Genomic DNA, 14,974 nt, shown 5'->3' with positions numbered 1-14,974 from the left:
CCACTTTCCCGAATTTCGGATTTGTGGCATAGAACGGTCATCTCGGCCCTGCCAGAGGGGCGCTTCGCGATCGTCACGAAATGCGGGCCGGGGTGCGGTGGACGCGGCAGCGCCGGCGCGAAAGGCGATGACAGGGCGGGCAACCGTGAGTCATGCGCGGCGCGCTACGACACGGCGCGGTAACAGCGGTTCCGGTCGTCGTCGGAGGTGAGCACACGCGAGCTCCCGGCGATCAGGTCGAACCGTCCGCGGACGGAGAAGTCGTGTGGTCCCGACGCCCGGGGTTCTGGCGTCAAATCTCGCCGTGATGTGGCGGCCAACCGGCACGCGCATCGACTAGCGGCGAGGCGACGGGGGCAATAGTGCAACGCTCCCCGAGGAGAGCGCGAAGGACACCGTTAAAACCATCCGCGCAGGGAAGGCCGGGCGACCGGCATCACCTGTGATCCACCCCGTGTGCATTTTTCGTTGCGCACGGATCTGCGGGTGCCGCCGGCGCCCGGTCTTCCCTGCGCCCTTTGGCTTCCATGGGGCGAAACGAACAGCAAAGCTCGGGCGAAAGCAGCCGCGAGAACGCGATGGTGTGCCTTCTCGAACCGTCGCCTGAGGTCAAATGGATGGTCGCGCAGGTCTCGTGCCCCGGATGCGGCGCAGCGCGCACTTGCGCGGTGCGGTGCAGAGCCGGGGCCCATGCATCACCGGGGACGTGCGGCTCTGGGTCCCGGCTCTGCGCCGCAGCGTTGCACGCTGCAGCGCATCCGGGACACGAAGAGCCATCCTTGCGGCATTGCTCCTACAAAGACAAAGGCCCGGTCGCGATCGCGGCCGGGCCTTTGTCGTGAGAGTTGAGTGCCTATGCCGCCGTCGAAGCTTTCTGCGCGGCCTTCGCCTGCGCCGCTGCCGCCTCGTCCTTGCGGATCTCCGACAGCTTCTTCTGGACCTGCTCCGAGAAGATGTACTGCGCCGGGCGCTGCTTGCTCATGTCGATCTCCGGCGCCATCGGGCCGGAGGTCTTGATGCCGCGCAGCGACACCCACATCGCCTTCAGCGGGTTGTTGAGCGCTGCGGTCGCGGCCGTCGGCTCGTAGCCGCAATGGGCCATGCAGTCGGCGCACTTTTCGTACTTGCCGGTGCCGTAGGTTTCCCAGTCGGTGGTCTCCATCAGCTCCTTGAAGGTCTTGGCATAGCCTTCACCGAGCAGGTAGCAGGGCTTCTGCCAACCAAAAATGTTGCGCGCGGGCATGCCCCAGGGCGTGCACTCGTATTCCTGGTTACCGGCGAGGAAGTCCAGGAACAGGCCGGAATGCATGAAATTCCACTTCTTGCCCTTGCCCATGGCAAAGACGTCGCGGAACAGCTTCTTGGTCTTGGTGCGGTTAAGGAAGTGCTCCTGGTCCGGGGCGCGCTCATAGGCGTAGCCCGGCGACATCGAGACACCGACGCCGAGTTCGACCGTGAGGTCGAGGAATTTCGCGATCTCCTCGGCCGGATGGCCGTCGAAGATGGTGGCGTTGACGTTGACGGTGAAGCCGCGCGCCTTGGCCGCCTTGATCGCGGAGACGGCGCGGTCGAACACGCCCTTCTGCGACACCGCCTTGTCGTGGTGGTCGCGCAGGCCGTCGAGATGCACGGAGAAGAACAGGTACGGCGAGGGCTCGAACAGATCGAGCTTCTTCTCGAGCAGCAGCGCGTTGGTGCAGAGCGAGACGAACTTCTTGCGTGCGACGAGGCCGCGCACGATCTCGCCGATCTCCTTGTGGATCAGCGGCTCGCCGCCGGGAATGGCGACCATCGGCGCGCCGCACTCGTCGGCGGCGTCCCAGCACTCCTGCGCCGTCATGCGGCGGTTGAGGATCGCGTCGGGATAGTCGATCTTGCCGCAGCCGACGCAGGCGAGGTTGCAGCGAAACAGCGGCTCCAGCATCAGCACGAGCGGATAGCGCTTGCGGCCAAGCAGTTTCTGCTTGAGCAAATAGCCGCCGATACGCATTTCCTTGAAGAAGGGGATGGCCATTACACGTTTCTTTCTGGGCTTGAAATTCGGGTGGGGTCAGCTCGCAGCCAATTGGGCCGGAAGCCGAAATTCGATGTTCTCCTCGCGGCCCGGCAGCACCGAGACCTTGACCGGTCCGAGCCGCCGCATCGCTTCGATCACGTCATCCACGAGTACCTCGGGCGCCGAGGCGCCGGCCGTGATGCCGACGGTCCTGGCATCCTTCAGCCACTCCGGATTGAGCTCGCTGCCGTCGGCAATCAAATAACTCGCGACGCCGGCCTCGGTGCCGATTTCGCGAAGCCGGTTCGAGTTCGAGCTGTTGGCAGCGCCCACCACCAGGATCACGTCGACCAGTTTGCTCAAGTCCCTTACCGCAGATTGGCGGTTCTGTGTCGCATAGCAGATATCCCGGATATCCGGACCTTGAATGTCTGTAAAGCGGGCCTGCAGGGCGGCGATGATGTCCTTGGTGTCGTCGACCGACAGGGTGGTCTGGGTGATGTAGGCCACCGGCGTATCCGCCGGCAGCGTGAGCGCCTTAACCTCTTCAACGCTCTGGACAAGCTGCACGGGCCCGGGGACCTGGCCCATCGTGCCCTCGACCTCGGGGTGGCCGGCATGGCCGATCAGGATCAGCGTGCGGCCCTTGCCGATGTAGCGCTTCCCCTGATTGTGAACCTTCGTGACCAGGGGGCAGGTGGCATTGAGCACCGGAAGATCGCGCGCGGCGGCCTCTTCCTCGACGCTGCGGGCGACACCATGGGCGCTGAAAACCGTCACCGCCTTCGGCGGAACCTCGGAGAGTTCCTCGACGAAGATCGCACCTTTGCTCTTCAGGCTCTCGACGACGTATTTGTTATGCACGATCTCATGGCGCACGTAGACCGGGGGGCCGTATTTCTCCAGCGCCCGTTCCACGATCTCGATCGCACGCACCACGCCCGCGCAGAAGCCGCGCGGTTGCGCCAGATACACTTCCATTGGACGCCCATTACGCAAGTTGCACCAATCCGCTTTTGTAAGTCCCCGACGGCACCCCGATACTGACCAATGAGTTGCAATATCCGCACCATTGGTTCGCATACGCGGTAGCCGCCCACCCCCGGAAGGGGCTCCGGCGCATGGAGGCGCAATACTTTGTGTCAAAAAATCGGCATTAAGGAAAGGTCGGACCGCTACGGGTCCGATTGTTGAGGTATCATGGTAGGATATGCGATGGGCGCAAATGCGCGACATTCGTGCATCGTCCTTCGTCACTTTCCCGCCTCAACTCCCCGGCTATACCGGCCGCCCCGCATGATTTTTGCCTCGGTCTCCCGCCGTTTACCTCGAACCTTCTCGCGGCGGGAACCACTCAAAACAGCAATAGGTTTCGCCCGGAAACTCCGATAAACAGCGGGCGTTTCTGGCAAGCTGTAACCGCAGAAAGAAAAGAAGTGCTGCAAAGCGTCGTCGTTGCCACCGTCAGGGCCTGCACCCGGTTTGCCTCCCTCGTCGTCCTTCTCGGGCTCCTGCTGTCGGTGGGAGCGGGCTATTACGCCGCGCGCCACTTCGCCATCAACACCGACATCAATTCGCTGATTTCCCAGAATCTCGACTGGCGCAAGCGCGACCAGCAATTCGACCAGGCGTTCGATCAGAACGAAACGATCCTCGCCGTGATCGAGGCCCGGACGCCGGAGATGGCGAGCGCCGCAGCAGACGCGCTCTATGCAAGGCTGAAGGACGACAAGACCAACTTCCACTCGATGCAGCAACTCGGTAGCGGCGAGTTCTTCGAAAAGAATGGATTGCTGTTCCTGCCGACGGAAGAAGTCGCCAAGACGACCGGCCAGCTCGAATCCGCCGCGCCCTTGATCGAGATCATGGCCGGCGATCCCTCGATCCGCGGCCTGACCGGCGCGCTGGAAACCGGCCTTGCCGGCGTCAAGCGAGGCCAGGTCAAGCTCGACAACACCGAGCGGCCGTTCAACCTGATCGCGCAGACCGTCGAGACCGTGCTCAACAAGGGCAACGCCAGCTTCTCCTGGCGCGAGCTCGTCAGCGACGAGCCGTTGAAGGATTCGGACAAGCGCGCCTTCATCGAGTTCAAGCCCATCCTCGATTACAACGCGCTGGAGCCGGGCAAGGACGCGACCGACGCGATCCGGAAAGCCGCGGCCGATCTGGACTTCCCCAACAAATACCAGGCGCGGGTGCGCCTGACCGGCCCGGTCCCGATCGCCAATGAGGAATACGCGACCGTCCAGGAGGGAGCCGTCGTCAACGGCATCGGCACCGTTCTCGTCGTGCTGCTCATCCTGTGGCTGGCGCTGCATTCGGCGAAGATCATCTTCGCCGTCTTCGTCAATCTCTTCGTGGGCCTTGCGATCACGACCGCGGCCGGCCTGATGATGGTCGGCTCGCTCAATCTGCTGTCGATCGCGTTCGCGGTGCTGTTCGTCGGCCTCGGCGTCGATTTCGGCATCCAGTACAGCGTCCGCTATCGCTCCGAGCGCTACAAGCACAATGACCTCTCGGGTGCGCTGGTGCTGGCCGCCAAGCGCTCGGCGGTGCCGCTGTCGCTCGCGGCGATGGCCACCGCTGCGGGCTTCCTCTGCTTCATGCCGACCGACTACAAGGGCATCTCGGAACTCGGGCAGATCGCCGGCGTCGGCATGCTGGTGGCGTTCGTGTCCAGCATCACCGTGCTGCCGGCGCTGCTCAAGCTTCTGAACCCGCCCGGCGAGCCGGAGCCCGTCGGCTATGCCTTCCTGGCGCCGCTCGATCACTTCCTGGAGAAGCATCGCGTGCTGATCGTCGGCGGCACGCTGCTGCTCGCGCTTGGCGGCCTGCCGCTGCTCTACTTCATGAAGTTCGACTTCAACCCGATGAACCTGCGCAATCCCAAGGCCGAATCGATCGCGACCTTCCTCGATTTGCGCAAGGATCCCAACACCGGCGCCAATGCCATCAACGTGATGACGACGTCGGAGGAGCAGGCGAGGCAGGTTGAGGCGAGGCTCGAGAAAGTGCCCGAGGTGCTCAGGGTGATGTCACTCAACAGTTTCGTGCCGCAGGATCAGCCGCCGAAGCTGAAGCTGATCGCGCAAGGCGCCAAGGTGCTGAACCCCGCGTTGAACCCCGATCAGATCGATGCGGCGCCGTCGGATCAGGAAAATGTCGAGTCGCTGAAATCTTCCGTCGACAATCTGCGCCGGACCGCGGGCGACGCGAAGGGGCCGGGGGCGCTCGCCTCGCGCCGTCTTGCAGACGCGCTCGAAAAGCTCGCCGATAGCGACGAGGCCACGCGCAACAAGGCGCAGGACGTGTTCGTCACGCCGATGAAGATCGTGTTCGACCAGCTCAGGAACGCCATGCAGGCCGGGCCGGTCACCCTGAAGTCACTGCCGCCCGAGCTCGTCAACGCCTGGAAGAGCAAGGACGGCATCATCCGCGTCGAGGCGCTGCCCAAGGGCGATCCCAACGACAACGACACGCTGCGCAAATTCGCGGCGGCGGTGCTCGCGGCCGAGCCGACCGCGATCGGGGGACCGGTCTCGATCCTGAAATCCGGCGACACCGTGGTGAAGGCGTTCATCCACGCCGGCATCTACGCGCTGGTCGTGATCGGGCTCTTGCTGTGGATCACGCTGCGCCGGTTCGTCGACGTGCTGATGACGCTGGTGCCGCTTCTGGTTGCCGGCGCAGTGACGCTCGAAATCTGCGTGTTGATCGGCCTGCCGCTGAACTTCGCCAATATCGTTGCATTCCCGCTGCTGCTCGGCGTCGGTGTCGCCTTCAAGATCTATTATGTCGTGGCGTGGCGCTCGGGCAGAACAAACCTGCTCCAGACCAGCCTCACGCGCGCGATCTTTTTCAGCGCGCTGACGACGGCAACCGCGTTCGGCAGCCTGTGGCTGTCGAGCCATCCCGGCACATCCAGCATGGGCAAGCTGCTGGCACTCTCGCTGGTGACCACGCTTGCCGCCGTGCTGCTGTTTCAGCCGGCCCTAATGGGCAAACCCCGCAATCTCAGGGAGTAGGCAGATGTCGCCGACGGGGTCAGCGGCGCCCTTCTGACCGGGCTTGGCGGCGCCGGCGGCCTTCGGAGCTGCAGGCGCAGGCGCAGGTGCCGTGGCGCCTGTCGTGGCTTGAGCTGCCTGCGCACCTTGAGCCTTCGGCGGCGCGGCGCCGCCGGATTTCGGCGCGCCCTTGGCCATGGCGTTGACGGGACTCGAGGGGATTGGCGGGCCGACCCGGGTCCAGGTCTCGCCGCCGCAGAGGAAGCCCATCACGCAGCCCTTGATTTCGAGTTGGTCGGGACCGGCCGGCGTGATGGTCGCGCTGTAGAGCTGTCCATCCTTGGCATTGTACACCTGCCCTTCCCACTGATCGATACCGGGCTTCTTCTTCATATCGATCAGGGTTGCCATACCCAGCGTCGGCCTGTTCTTTTTCGAGACATCCGGATTGTTCTCGTCGCGCCCGCCGGGCTGCTTTTCCCAGGAGACCGCGCCCCACATGCTGCCATAACATTGGGCGACACGAATGTTGGCAACGCTGTCGGCCACCCGCCAGTCGCCGGTCGGGTCTGCAGCGAGCGCGGATGTCAGGCAGGTGTAACCGCCAGCCAGTATTAGTCCGGTGTAAAGGGCTAAACGCATGATGGTTCCTTGGCAGTGCAACATGATCTAAAAGCTGTGCTTGCGAAGATGGTCCGAAAAAGGGCAAAAGGCCGCACAGACCGTTTTCAGCAGCGGTCCGTTTTCAGTTGACGAGACGGCCTCCAATCGAAGTATGTAGCGGATGCACAGCCCAAATCCAGACATGTCTCAGCTATTCGCGGACCGTCAGGCCCAGCGCAGCACCCTGCATAACCGGTATCTGAACGAGCAGTTCGTCCGGGTTCTCAAGACCATCGGCTACGATGTCGGCTTCCAGAAGGGGCAGGGGCAGTACCTTTACGATCGCGAGGGCGCTCGCTACCTTGACCTGTTGTCCGGCTTTGGCGTGTTCGCGATCGGGCGCAATCATCCTGTCATGCGCGATGCGCTCAAGAGCGTGCTCGATGCCGACCTGCCCAACCTCGTCCAGTTCGACGTCTCGACGCTCGCCGGCGTGCTGGCCGAGCGGCTGCTGAAATATGTCCCCTATCTCGACAAGGCGTTTTTCGCCAATTCCGGTGCGGAATGCGTCGAAGCCGCGATCAAATTCGCGCGTGGCGCGACCGGCCGCCCCGGCATCGTCTATTGCGCCCACGGCTACCACGGCCTGACCTATGGCGCGCTGTCGCTGACCGGCGATTCGAACTTCCGTACCGGATTCGAGCCGTTGCTGCCAGGCTGCACCCCGGTCCCGTTCAACGATCTGGCTGCGCTGGAAAAGGCCCTGGCCTCGCGCGAGGTTGCGGCCTTCGTCGTCGAGCCGATCCAGGGCAAGGGCGTCAACATGCCCACCGACGAGTTCCTGCCCGGCGCGGCCGCGCTCTGCAAGAAATACGGCACGCTGTTCGTCGCCGACGAGATCCAGACCGGCATGGGCCGGACCGGCCGCTTCCTCGCGGTCGAGCACTGGAACGTCGAGCCCGACATGGTGCTGCTGTCGAAGTCGCTGTCGGGCGGCCACGTGCCGGTCGGCGCCGTGCTGACGCGCAAGAGCATCTTCGACAAGATCTTCAACCAGATGGACCGTGCGGTGGTGCACGGCTCCACCTTCTCCAAGAACGACCTCGCCATGGCCGCGGGCATTGCCACGCTCGACGTGATGGAATCGGAGAAGCTGATCGAATCCGCCGCCAAGCGCGGCGCCGAGCTGCGCCTCGCATTGACGCGCATGGTGCCCGGTTACGAGCTGATGAAGGAAGTGCGCGGCAAGGGCCTGATGATCGGCGTCGAGTTCGGCCCGCCGAAGTCGCTGCGCCTGCGCGCCTCCTGGAACGTGCTGGAAACCGCCAACAAGGGCCTGTTCTGCCAGCTCATCACCGTGCCGCTGTTCAAGGATCACAAGATTCTGACCCAGGTCGCCGGCCACGGCAGCCACACCATCAAGCTGTTGCCTCCGCTCACCATCACCGAGGAAGACTGCAGCTGGATCGAGCGCGCCTTCGACGACGTCATCGCCGGCAGCCACAAGGTCCCCGGCGCGATCTGGTCGCTCGGCAAGACGCTGGTGGACAACGCGGTGCGACGGTCGGCTTAAGTTTGCCGACCGGTGTTAGCAATCCAGTATCCCGCTGCGGAGATGATCTGGATTGCTTCGCTTCGCTCGCAATGACGACTGAGCCTCCTACCCCTCCACATTCGCCTTCATCGCCGCCTCGAGCTTGTCGACGAATTCGGCGAGCTCGTCGGCGCCGATATCGCTGACGGCCCAGAAGTTCAGGCCGCGGTCGCCCCAGCGGCGGCAGTTGAAGCCTTGCATGGTCTGGGTCTTCGGCGGCCGGTGCTCGGTGCTCGAGGTTTGCGACACGAACAAATTGATCACGTGCTGCCGGCGCTTGTAGACGACGGCGCCGATGGCGCGGGCGTCGATATAGTCGAGCCGGCCGCCGACCAGCGTAAAACCTTGCGCGGTGAGATTGATCACCGGCGGGGCGACGTCGAGCTTGCCGTTGAACCAAGGCTTCACGGCATGCTGGTCGGTCGAGACCACGTCGGTGAGGTGGCCGGCCTGGAGCGAGCGCAGATGCGCGGAGACCACCTCCGACAGGATGCGTTGCTGGTCGTCCTGGCGCAGCACCACGGCGACGACGCCGGAGGCGGCGAGCGCAGAGACTGCCGAGCCCATCGCAAAGCCGCGCAGTACGGAGCGGCGCGTCGGCTGCTGGCGCTGCGCCTGCGGTAACGAGGTTTCGATGCGAGCACGCAGGCTTGCCGGCGCAGTGTAGCGCAGATTGGCGTCTGCGAGCACGCGCTGCATCTCGCGCTGGGCGGCAAACTCGGCGGCGCAGTCCGAGCAGCTTGCGATATGCGCGTCGACCTCGCGCGCGTGTCCGGCATCGAGCTCGTTGTCGAGCAGCGCGTGAAGCAGGATCCTTGCTTCGTCGCAGGTCATTTCGCTTGCTCCTCTTCCGCCGTCCAGGCCGCGCGCAGCATGGCGCGGGCGCGAGCGAGGCGGGACATCACGGTGCCGACGGGGACGCCGACGGCCTCGGCGATCTCACGATAGGACAGGTTGTTGATCTCCCGCAGCACGAATGTTTCCTTGAACGGTTCGGCGAGCGCGTCGATCAGCTTGCGGATCGCGCCGGCATCGCGGCTGCGCAGCACTTCGGTTTCAGGGCTCACCTCGCTTTCCTGCCATAGCGGCGTCTGCTCGGTGGCGCCGGGCGTATCCTCGATCGCGCTCGGTCTATGCGCGCGCCGCGCATATTCGGCGTTGCAGACGTTGCGCAGGATCGCGAACAACCAGGGCTTCATCGCCGGGCCGCGATAGCTGTCGAAATGCTTCAGCGCGCGCAGATAGCACTCCTGCACCGCGTCCTCGGCGTCGGAGGCATCGCGCAGCAGGTAGCGTGCGAGCGTGTAGACGTCGTCGAGATGGGGCAGCGCGGCCTCGCGGAAGCGCTGTGCCTTCTGCACATCGTCGGTGGCGGGCATCGCTCCTCGCCTTGCCTCTGTTTCTTCTTTCGTCATGATCGAAGGCGCGCGTGCCCGGCCGGCGTGGGACCACCGGCCGGGCAGGACGTTGATGCCTTGGTTGGAGACGTTACTCAACCTTGATCATCCCCGTCATGTGCGGGTGCAGCGAACAAAAGTACTTGTAGTCGCCCGCATCGGTGAAGGTGAACGAGAACCTGTCGTTGGTGTCCAGGGTCTTGGATCTGAACTTGCCGACCGAGACTACGGTGTGGGGAATGTCGTCCCGGTTGGTCCAGGTCACGGTGGTGCCGGTCCTGATCTTGAGCTCGGCCGGCTGGAAGACGAAATTGTCGATATGCACGTCCATGTCGTCGGCACGGACCGTTGTTACGGGCGACAGGATGGCCGCGGTCATGGCGAGGCCGAAGTCGCGGCGATTGAGCATCTTCATTTGTCAGCGTCCGTTCAATCTTGGATTCAGCCCTGGAGCGGCGTGTCGATGATCGCCAGCCGCTGCTCGTTCTGCTTGAAGTTGATGCTGGCGACGCCGAGCATGGAGCGCAGTTTTGCGTCCTCGACCTTCATCGGGCCGGGTGAGGGAGCGGCTCCCGGCGCCGGCTGCGGGAAGGCGGTCGAGCGCGCGGTGTGGAAGGTGACGTTGCCCTCGACCTTCTGCATCACCTGGTGGATGTGCCCGTTCAGCACGGTGACCGAGCCAAAACCCTTGACGTATTCCAGCGCGCGGCCGCCATCCTCGGTGCCCCAGCCCCATTGCGGGTAGACCGTCCACAGCGGGATGTGCGCGAACAACACGATCGGCGTCGATTTCGACTTGCCGCGCAGATCGTCCTCCAGCCAGGCAAGCTGCTCGGCGCCGAGATTGCCGAGGCCGCCGGCGTTGAGATCGACGACGTTGACGAGGCCGACGAAATGCACGTCGCCGGCGTCGAAGGAGTACCAGCCGTGACCCTTGGTGCCGCGGCCGTAGCGTTCGCGATAGAGCTTTACCTCTTCGTCGATGAAATCGTGTTCGCCGGGCACGTAGTGCACGTCGAGCTTGGTCTGCGAGATGATCCTCTCGGCATTGTCGAACTCGACGGCCTTCGACAGATGCGTGATGTCGCCGGTGTGGATCATGAAGGACGGCTTGGCCGGCATCGCGTTGATCTTGCCGACCGCTTCCTCCAGCGTGCCGAGCGCGTTGGGATTGGCTGGCTTGTCGAAGCCGACATGGCTGTCGCTGATCTGGAGGAAGGTCATGCCCGGCGCGGCCGCGGTTGCGGCCTCAGCGGAATCGATGATGCCGAGCGAGCGCGGCACGCCGCCCGTGACGGTCCAGAGCACCCCGGTGCCGGCCCAGGTCATGCACTCCAGCACCTTGCGGCGGCTGACGCCGTCATCCCCGTGATCCTGTCCGCTCATCGCGCCTCTCCACGTCGCCCGGAATTGGGCTTCGGGGAGGTGATCAGGGAAGGGGAAGGCTTATTCCCGGATGCGATGACGATTTCGTGAGGGGGCAGGAGACTTACTTTGAAAATTCTCGCACTGCCTTCACCACACGCTGCGGCACTTCCTGCGCCACACAATGCCCGGCGTCCTCAAACGTCAGCGTACTGACGCGCGGAATGAGCGACACCGCGCGTCGCGCCATCTCCCGGTAGATCGGCCCCGACTTCGCGGCCGTCGTGACGCGGACCGGGCAATCGATCTCAGCGAGCGAGCCGAACGGATTGCCGCGGGCATCGCCAACGTAGACCTGCGCCATCGCCTCATAGATCGGACGGAGCATTGCCGACTCGATCTCCGGCATGCAGCAGAGCCGGACCCTGCCATCGTCGAGCGTCACGAAGCCGTGTCGCACATAGGCCCGAAGCGAGGTGTCGGTCCAATCCGCAAATGCCGGCGCTGCGCGGTAGCGGTTGAAGACGGCATCGGAGTTGTCGAATTCGGCCTGGCGGCGCAGCGCACCTTGCACGCGGGCCAGGGAATCTTCGTCCAATCCGCCGGAGAGCGCCGCGCGCGGATCCATGACGGTCGGCTCCATCACGAACAGCCGCGTGAAACATCCGGGCAACAGCTTTGCCGCAAGCAGCAGATCGGTCGCGCCCGCGCTGTGGCCAATGCCGTAGACGTTGCGCAGCTTCAACGCGTCAATCACCCGACAGATGTCGCCGGCAAAGTCGAGGAAATGATAGGCGCGGGGCTTGTGGCTCGCACCATGGCCGCGGCGGTCGAGCGCATAGACCGTGTAGGTCGATGCAAGCTCGCGCGCGACCTCGTCCCAGACGTCGGCGACGAAACCGGTGCCGTGCACGAGGAGAGCGGGCGGCTTCCCGCTCTCGCCCCATTGCAACATGGCGATTTGTGCATCAGTGGGGCCGATTGAAAAGCGCTGACTGATCATGGTGATCGGATGCTACTTCGCATCCTCCAGGATCATCGTCGCGCCCTTCTCGGCGATCATCGCCGTCGGCGTATTGGTATTGCCCGACGTGATCGTCGGCATGATCGAGGCATCGACGATGCGTAAGCCCGAGAGGCCGTAGAAGCGCAACCGCTCGTCCACCACAGCCATCGGATCGTTTGCCGTCCCCATCTTCGCGGTGCCGACGGGGTGGAAAATGGTGGTGCCGATGTCGCCGGCGGCCTTCGCCAGAGAAGCGTCGTCATCGCCTACCGTCGGCCCGGGCAGATATTCGCTTGGACGATATTTTGCGAGCGCCTTCTGCTGCATCAGGCGTCGCGTGGTGCGGATGGCGTCGGCGGCGACCTGGCGGTCGTCGTCGGTTGACAGGTAGTTCGGCGCGATGATCGGCTTCTCATCGGGTGTCGCCGCGCGCAAGCGAACGGTGCCGCGCGAGGTCGGCTGCAGATTGCAGGCGCTGACGGTGATGGCGGGAAAGCGGTGCAGGGGATCGCCGAACTTGTCGAGCGACAGCGGCTGCACGTGAAACTGGATGTTGGCGCGGGCGCGCGTCGCGTCCGAGCGCGTGAAGATGCCGAGCTGCGACGGCGCCATGGTTAGCGGCCCGCGTCGGCGGAAGGCGTAGTCGAGACCCATCAGGCCGCGGCGGAAGAGATTGTAATAGGTCTCGTTCAGGGTGCGGACGCCCTCGACCCTGTAGATCGCGCGCTGCTGCAGGTGGTCCTGGAGGTTGCGTCCCACACCGGGCTTGTCCATGACGATGTCGATGCCGAGCGGCGACAGCCAGTCGGCCGGTCCGATGCCGGAGCGATGCAGCACCTGCACCGAGCCGATCGAGCCTGCCGAGAGGATGACCTCGCGTTTCGCGCTCGCCTCGACGATCTCGCCGTTCTGGATGAAGCGGACGCCGACGGCGCGGCCTTGCTCGATGATGAGGCGGTCGACCAGCACATGCTTCTCGAGCCGCAGATTGGGGCGGTTCAGTGCGGGCTTGAGGAAACCGCGCGCCGACGACCAGCGCCGGCCGCGCTTCTGGTTGACGTGGAAATAGCTCGTGCCTTCGTTGTCGCCGGTGTTGAAATCCGGAATGCGCCTGATGCCCATCTCCTCGGCGGCGTCACCGACGGCGTCGAGAACGGCCCATGACAGCCGCGGCGCCTCGATTCGCCAGCCGCCGCCGGCACCGTGATGATCGCTGGCGCCGAGGAAGTGATCTTCCAGCCGCTTGAACAGCGGCAGCACGTCGTCATAGCCCCAGCCGGTCAGCCCAAGCTGGCGCCAATGATCGTAATCGGCGGCCTGTCCGCGCATCGAGATCATGGCGTTGATCGCCGAGCAACCGCCGATCACCTTGCCGCGGGGATAGGCGAGCGAACGTCCGTTCAGGCCGGGCTCCGCCTCGGTCTTGAACATCCAGTCCGAGCGGGGATTGCCGATCGCGAAGAGATAGCCGACCGGGATGTGGAACCAGATCCAATTGTCGTCGCCGCCAGCTTCGAGAATGAGGACTCGGTTGTTCGGATCGGCCGAGAGCCGGTTGGCGACGATGCAGCCGGCCGTACCGGCTCCGACGACAATGTAGTCAAACTCACCTTCGAGCCGCCTTGGCATTCTGTTTCCACCCGGATGGTCACTTCGCGTTTCGTCTAATAGGCAGACGCAGCGGATCGGGACAAGCCCGGCCATGACGAGAGAACAGAGCTACCCTGGACCCTCCGCCGGTTGGGTGGACCGGCGCTTGCATGGTAGAGAGTCCTGTATTGCCAACAAAGCTCGAGACCTTCCATGCCCATCGTGAACCGCGTCGCCGACCTTCAGCCCGACATCCAGGCCTGGCGGCGGGACATCCATGAGCACCCCGAGCTGCTGTACGACGTTCACCGCACCGCAGCATTCGTCGCGGATCGGCTGCGGGAGTTCGGGTGCGATGAGGTCGTGACCGGTCTCGGCCAGACCGGCGTGGTCGGAGTGATCAAGGGCAACAAGCCGGTCGGCGAGGGGCCCAAGGTGATCGGCATGCGTGCCGACATGGACGCGCTGCCGGTCGAGGAGCAGACCAATCTGCCTTACGCCTCCAAGATCCCCGGCAAGATGCACGCCTGCGGCCATGACGGCCATACTGCGATGCTGCTGGGGGCCGCCCGCTATCTCGCCGAGACCCGCAATTTTGCCGGCGATGCCGTGGTGATCTTCCAGCCGGCCGAGGAGGGCGGTGCCGGCGGCGCGGCCATGGTCAAGGACGGCCTGATGGAACGCTTCGGCATCGACCAGGTCTACGGCATGCACAACGGGCCGGGCATCCCGATCGGTTCGTTCGCGATCCGCCCGGGTCCGATCATGGCAGCGACCGACGAGGTCGACATCATGATCGAGGGCGTCGGCGGCCACGCCGCGCGTCCGCACAAATGCGTCGATTCCGTGCTGGTCGGTGCGCAGGTGATCACGGCACTGCAGTCGATCGTCGCGCGCAGCGTCGATCCGCTTGAATCGGCCGTGATCTCGATCTGCGAATTCCACGCCGGCAACGCCCGCAACGTCATTCCGCAGACCGCGACGCTGCGAGGCACCATCCGCACGCTGACGCCGGAGGTGCGCAAGCTGGTCGAGAAGCGCGTGCATGAAGTCGTCGCAGGCGTGGCGCAGATCACCGGCGCCAAGATCGACCTGCGCTACAAGCGCAATTATCCCGTCGTGAACAATCATGCGGCGGAGACCGAAGTGGCGCGGCGCGTCGCCGAGCAGGTCGCGGGCGAAGCCAATGTGCACGACATGGCGCCGCTGATGGGCGGCGAGGATTTCGCCTACATGCTGGAAGCACGGCCCGGCGCCTTCATCTTCTGCGGCAATGGCGACAGCGCCGGCTTGCATCACCCCGCCTACAATTTCAACGACGAGGCGATCGTCTACGGCACGTCCTACTGGGTCAAGCTGATCGAGCAATCGCTGGCGGCGTCGTAACGCTCCGTCGTCATTCCGGGATGGTCCGAAGGA

12 protein-coding genes are annotated in these 14,974 nt (G+C 64.4%); 3 read left to right on the top strand and 9 right to left on the bottom strand.

All coding sequences use genetic code 11. The annotated features are described in order from the left end of the window. Positions 1-853: 853 nt before the first annotated feature. Together hpnH and ispH are read right to left on the bottom strand one after the other, a co-directional pair. The gene (gene hpnH, locus IVB23_RS08525; RefSeq protein ID WP_061878071.1) at positions 854-2,014 is read right to left on the bottom strand and encodes an adenosyl-hopene transferase HpnH; all 1,161 of its coding nucleotides are present in this window, start codon (positions 2,012-2,014) and stop codon (positions 854-856) included. A gap of 36 nt (positions 2,015-2,050) precedes the next feature. Beyond that, positions 2,051-2,977 (bottom strand): 4-hydroxy-3-methylbut-2-enyl diphosphate reductase, encoded by a 927-nt coding sequence (gene ispH / locus IVB23_RS08520; protein ID WP_061878070.1) that lies wholly within the window; start codon positions 2,975-2,977, stop codon positions 2,051-2,053. Positions 2,978-3,432: 455 nt separating this feature from the next. On the opposite strand from ispH, the gene IVB23_RS08515 reads away from it, so the two are divergent. Further along, complete coding sequence (locus IVB23_RS08515) at positions 3,433-6,021, top strand: MMPL family transporter (protein ID WP_197969206.1); 2,589 nt, start codon at positions 3,433-3,435, stop codon at positions 6,019-6,021. On the opposite strand, the gene IVB23_RS08510 is transcribed toward IVB23_RS08515, so the two are convergent. Beyond that, entirely contained in the window at positions 5,989-6,642 is a 654-nt protein-coding gene (locus tag IVB23_RS08510) for a DUF2147 domain-containing protein (protein ID WP_247803214.1), read from the bottom strand. The two genes, IVB23_RS08515 and IVB23_RS08510, sit on opposite strands and share 33 nt — an antisense overlap. A gap of 142 nt (positions 6,643-6,784) precedes the next feature. Here IVB23_RS08510 and hpnO point away from each other — a divergent pair, with 142 nt between their 5' ends. Next, positions 6,785-8,176 (top strand): aminobacteriohopanetriol synthase HpnO, encoded by a 1,392-nt coding sequence (gene hpnO, locus IVB23_RS08505; protein WP_028176727.1) that lies wholly within the window; start codon positions 6,785-6,787, stop codon positions 8,174-8,176. A gap of 87 nt (positions 8,177-8,263) precedes the next feature. Here hpnO and IVB23_RS08500 read toward each other — a convergent pair whose 3' ends face one another. From IVB23_RS08500 to IVB23_RS08475, 6 genes are all read right to left on the bottom strand, one after another. Beyond that, positions 8,264-9,031, bottom strand: coding sequence for an anti-sigma factor (locus tag IVB23_RS08500; RefSeq protein ID WP_247803213.1), 768 nt, complete (start codon positions 9,029-9,031; stop codon positions 8,264-8,266). Continuing rightward, positions 9,028-9,576, bottom strand: a complete 549-nt coding sequence (locus IVB23_RS08495; protein ID WP_247803212.1) for a sigma-70 family RNA polymerase sigma factor — start codon at positions 9,574-9,576, stop codon at positions 9,028-9,030. The genes IVB23_RS08500 and IVB23_RS08495 overlap by 4 nt, the downstream gene beginning before the upstream one ends. Positions 9,577-9,685: 109 nt before the next feature. Next, positions 9,686-10,009 (bottom strand): cupredoxin family copper-binding protein, encoded by a 324-nt coding sequence (locus IVB23_RS08490; protein WP_247803211.1) that lies wholly within the window; start codon positions 10,007-10,009, stop codon positions 9,686-9,688. Between the two features lie 26 nt (positions 10,010-10,035). Next, the gene (locus IVB23_RS08485; RefSeq protein ID WP_247803210.1) at positions 10,036-10,980 is read right to left on the bottom strand and encodes a metallophosphoesterase; all 945 of its coding nucleotides are present in this window, start codon (positions 10,978-10,980) and stop codon (positions 10,036-10,038) included. Positions 10,981-11,083: 103 nt separating this feature from the next. Beyond that, complete coding sequence (locus IVB23_RS08480) at positions 11,084-11,962, bottom strand: alpha/beta hydrolase (RefSeq protein WP_247803209.1); 879 nt, start codon at positions 11,960-11,962, stop codon at positions 11,084-11,086. A 12-nt stretch (positions 11,963-11,974) separates the two neighbouring features. Then, complete coding sequence (locus IVB23_RS08475) at positions 11,975-13,594, bottom strand: GMC family oxidoreductase N-terminal domain-containing protein (protein ID WP_247803208.1); 1,620 nt, start codon at positions 13,592-13,594, stop codon at positions 11,975-11,977. A 174-nt stretch (positions 13,595-13,768) separates the two neighbouring features. On the opposite strand from IVB23_RS08475, the gene IVB23_RS08470 reads away from it, so the two are divergent. Next, a complete protein-coding gene (locus IVB23_RS08470; RefSeq protein ID WP_061878061.1) occupies positions 13,769-14,941 on the top strand; it encodes a M20 aminoacylase family protein in 1,173 nt (390 codons plus the stop codon). Positions 14,942-14,974 lie beyond the last annotated feature (33 nt).

This window comes from Bradyrhizobium sp. 191 (genome assembly GCF_023100985.1).
In the GTDB taxonomy this organism is placed as follows: Bacteria; Pseudomonadota; Alphaproteobacteria; order Rhizobiales; family Xanthobacteraceae; genus Bradyrhizobium; species Bradyrhizobium diversitatis.
The sequence above is the reverse complement of the archived record's forward strand: the minus strand, read 5'-3'. Positions and strand labels throughout refer to the sequence as shown.

Excerpts from the sequence above, each read along its gene's own strand:
- hpnH (WP_061878071.1), bottom strand. The coding sequence starts at position 2,014 with ATGGCCATCCCCTTCTTCAAGGAAATGCGTATCGGCGGCTATTTGCTC.
- IVB23_RS08490 (WP_247803211.1), bottom strand. The coding sequence starts at position 10,009 with ATGAAGATGCTCAATCGCCGCGACTTCGGCCTCGCCATGACCGCGGCC.
- ispH (WP_061878070.1), bottom strand. The coding sequence starts at position 2,977 with ATGGAAGTGTATCTGGCGCAACCGCGCGGCTTCTGCGCGGGCGTGGTG.
- IVB23_RS08470 (WP_061878061.1), top strand. The coding sequence starts at position 13,769 with ATGCCCATCGTGAACCGCGTCGCCGACCTTCAGCCCGACATCCAGGCC.
- IVB23_RS08475 (WP_247803208.1), bottom strand. The coding sequence starts at position 13,594 with ATGCCAAGGCGGCTCGAAGGTGAGTTTGACTACATTGTCGTCGGAGCC.
- IVB23_RS08480 (WP_247803209.1), bottom strand. The coding sequence starts at position 11,962 with ATGATCAGTCAGCGCTTTTCAATCGGCCCCACTGATGCACAAATCGCC.
- hpnO (WP_028176727.1), top strand. The coding sequence starts at position 6,785 with ATGCACAGCCCAAATCCAGACATGTCTCAGCTATTCGCGGACCGTCAG.
- IVB23_RS08500 (WP_247803213.1), bottom strand. The coding sequence starts at position 9,031 with ATGACCTGCGACGAAGCAAGGATCCTGCTTCACGCGCTGCTCGACAAC.
- IVB23_RS08510 (WP_247803214.1), bottom strand. The coding sequence starts at position 6,642 with ATGCGTTTAGCCCTTTACACCGGACTAATACTGGCTGGCGGTTACACC.
- IVB23_RS08495 (WP_247803212.1), bottom strand. The coding sequence starts at position 9,576 with ATGCCCGCCACCGACGATGTGCAGAAGGCACAGCGCTTCCGCGAGGCC.
- IVB23_RS08485 (WP_247803210.1), bottom strand. The coding sequence starts at position 10,980 with ATGAGCGGACAGGATCACGGGGATGACGGCGTCAGCCGCCGCAAGGTG.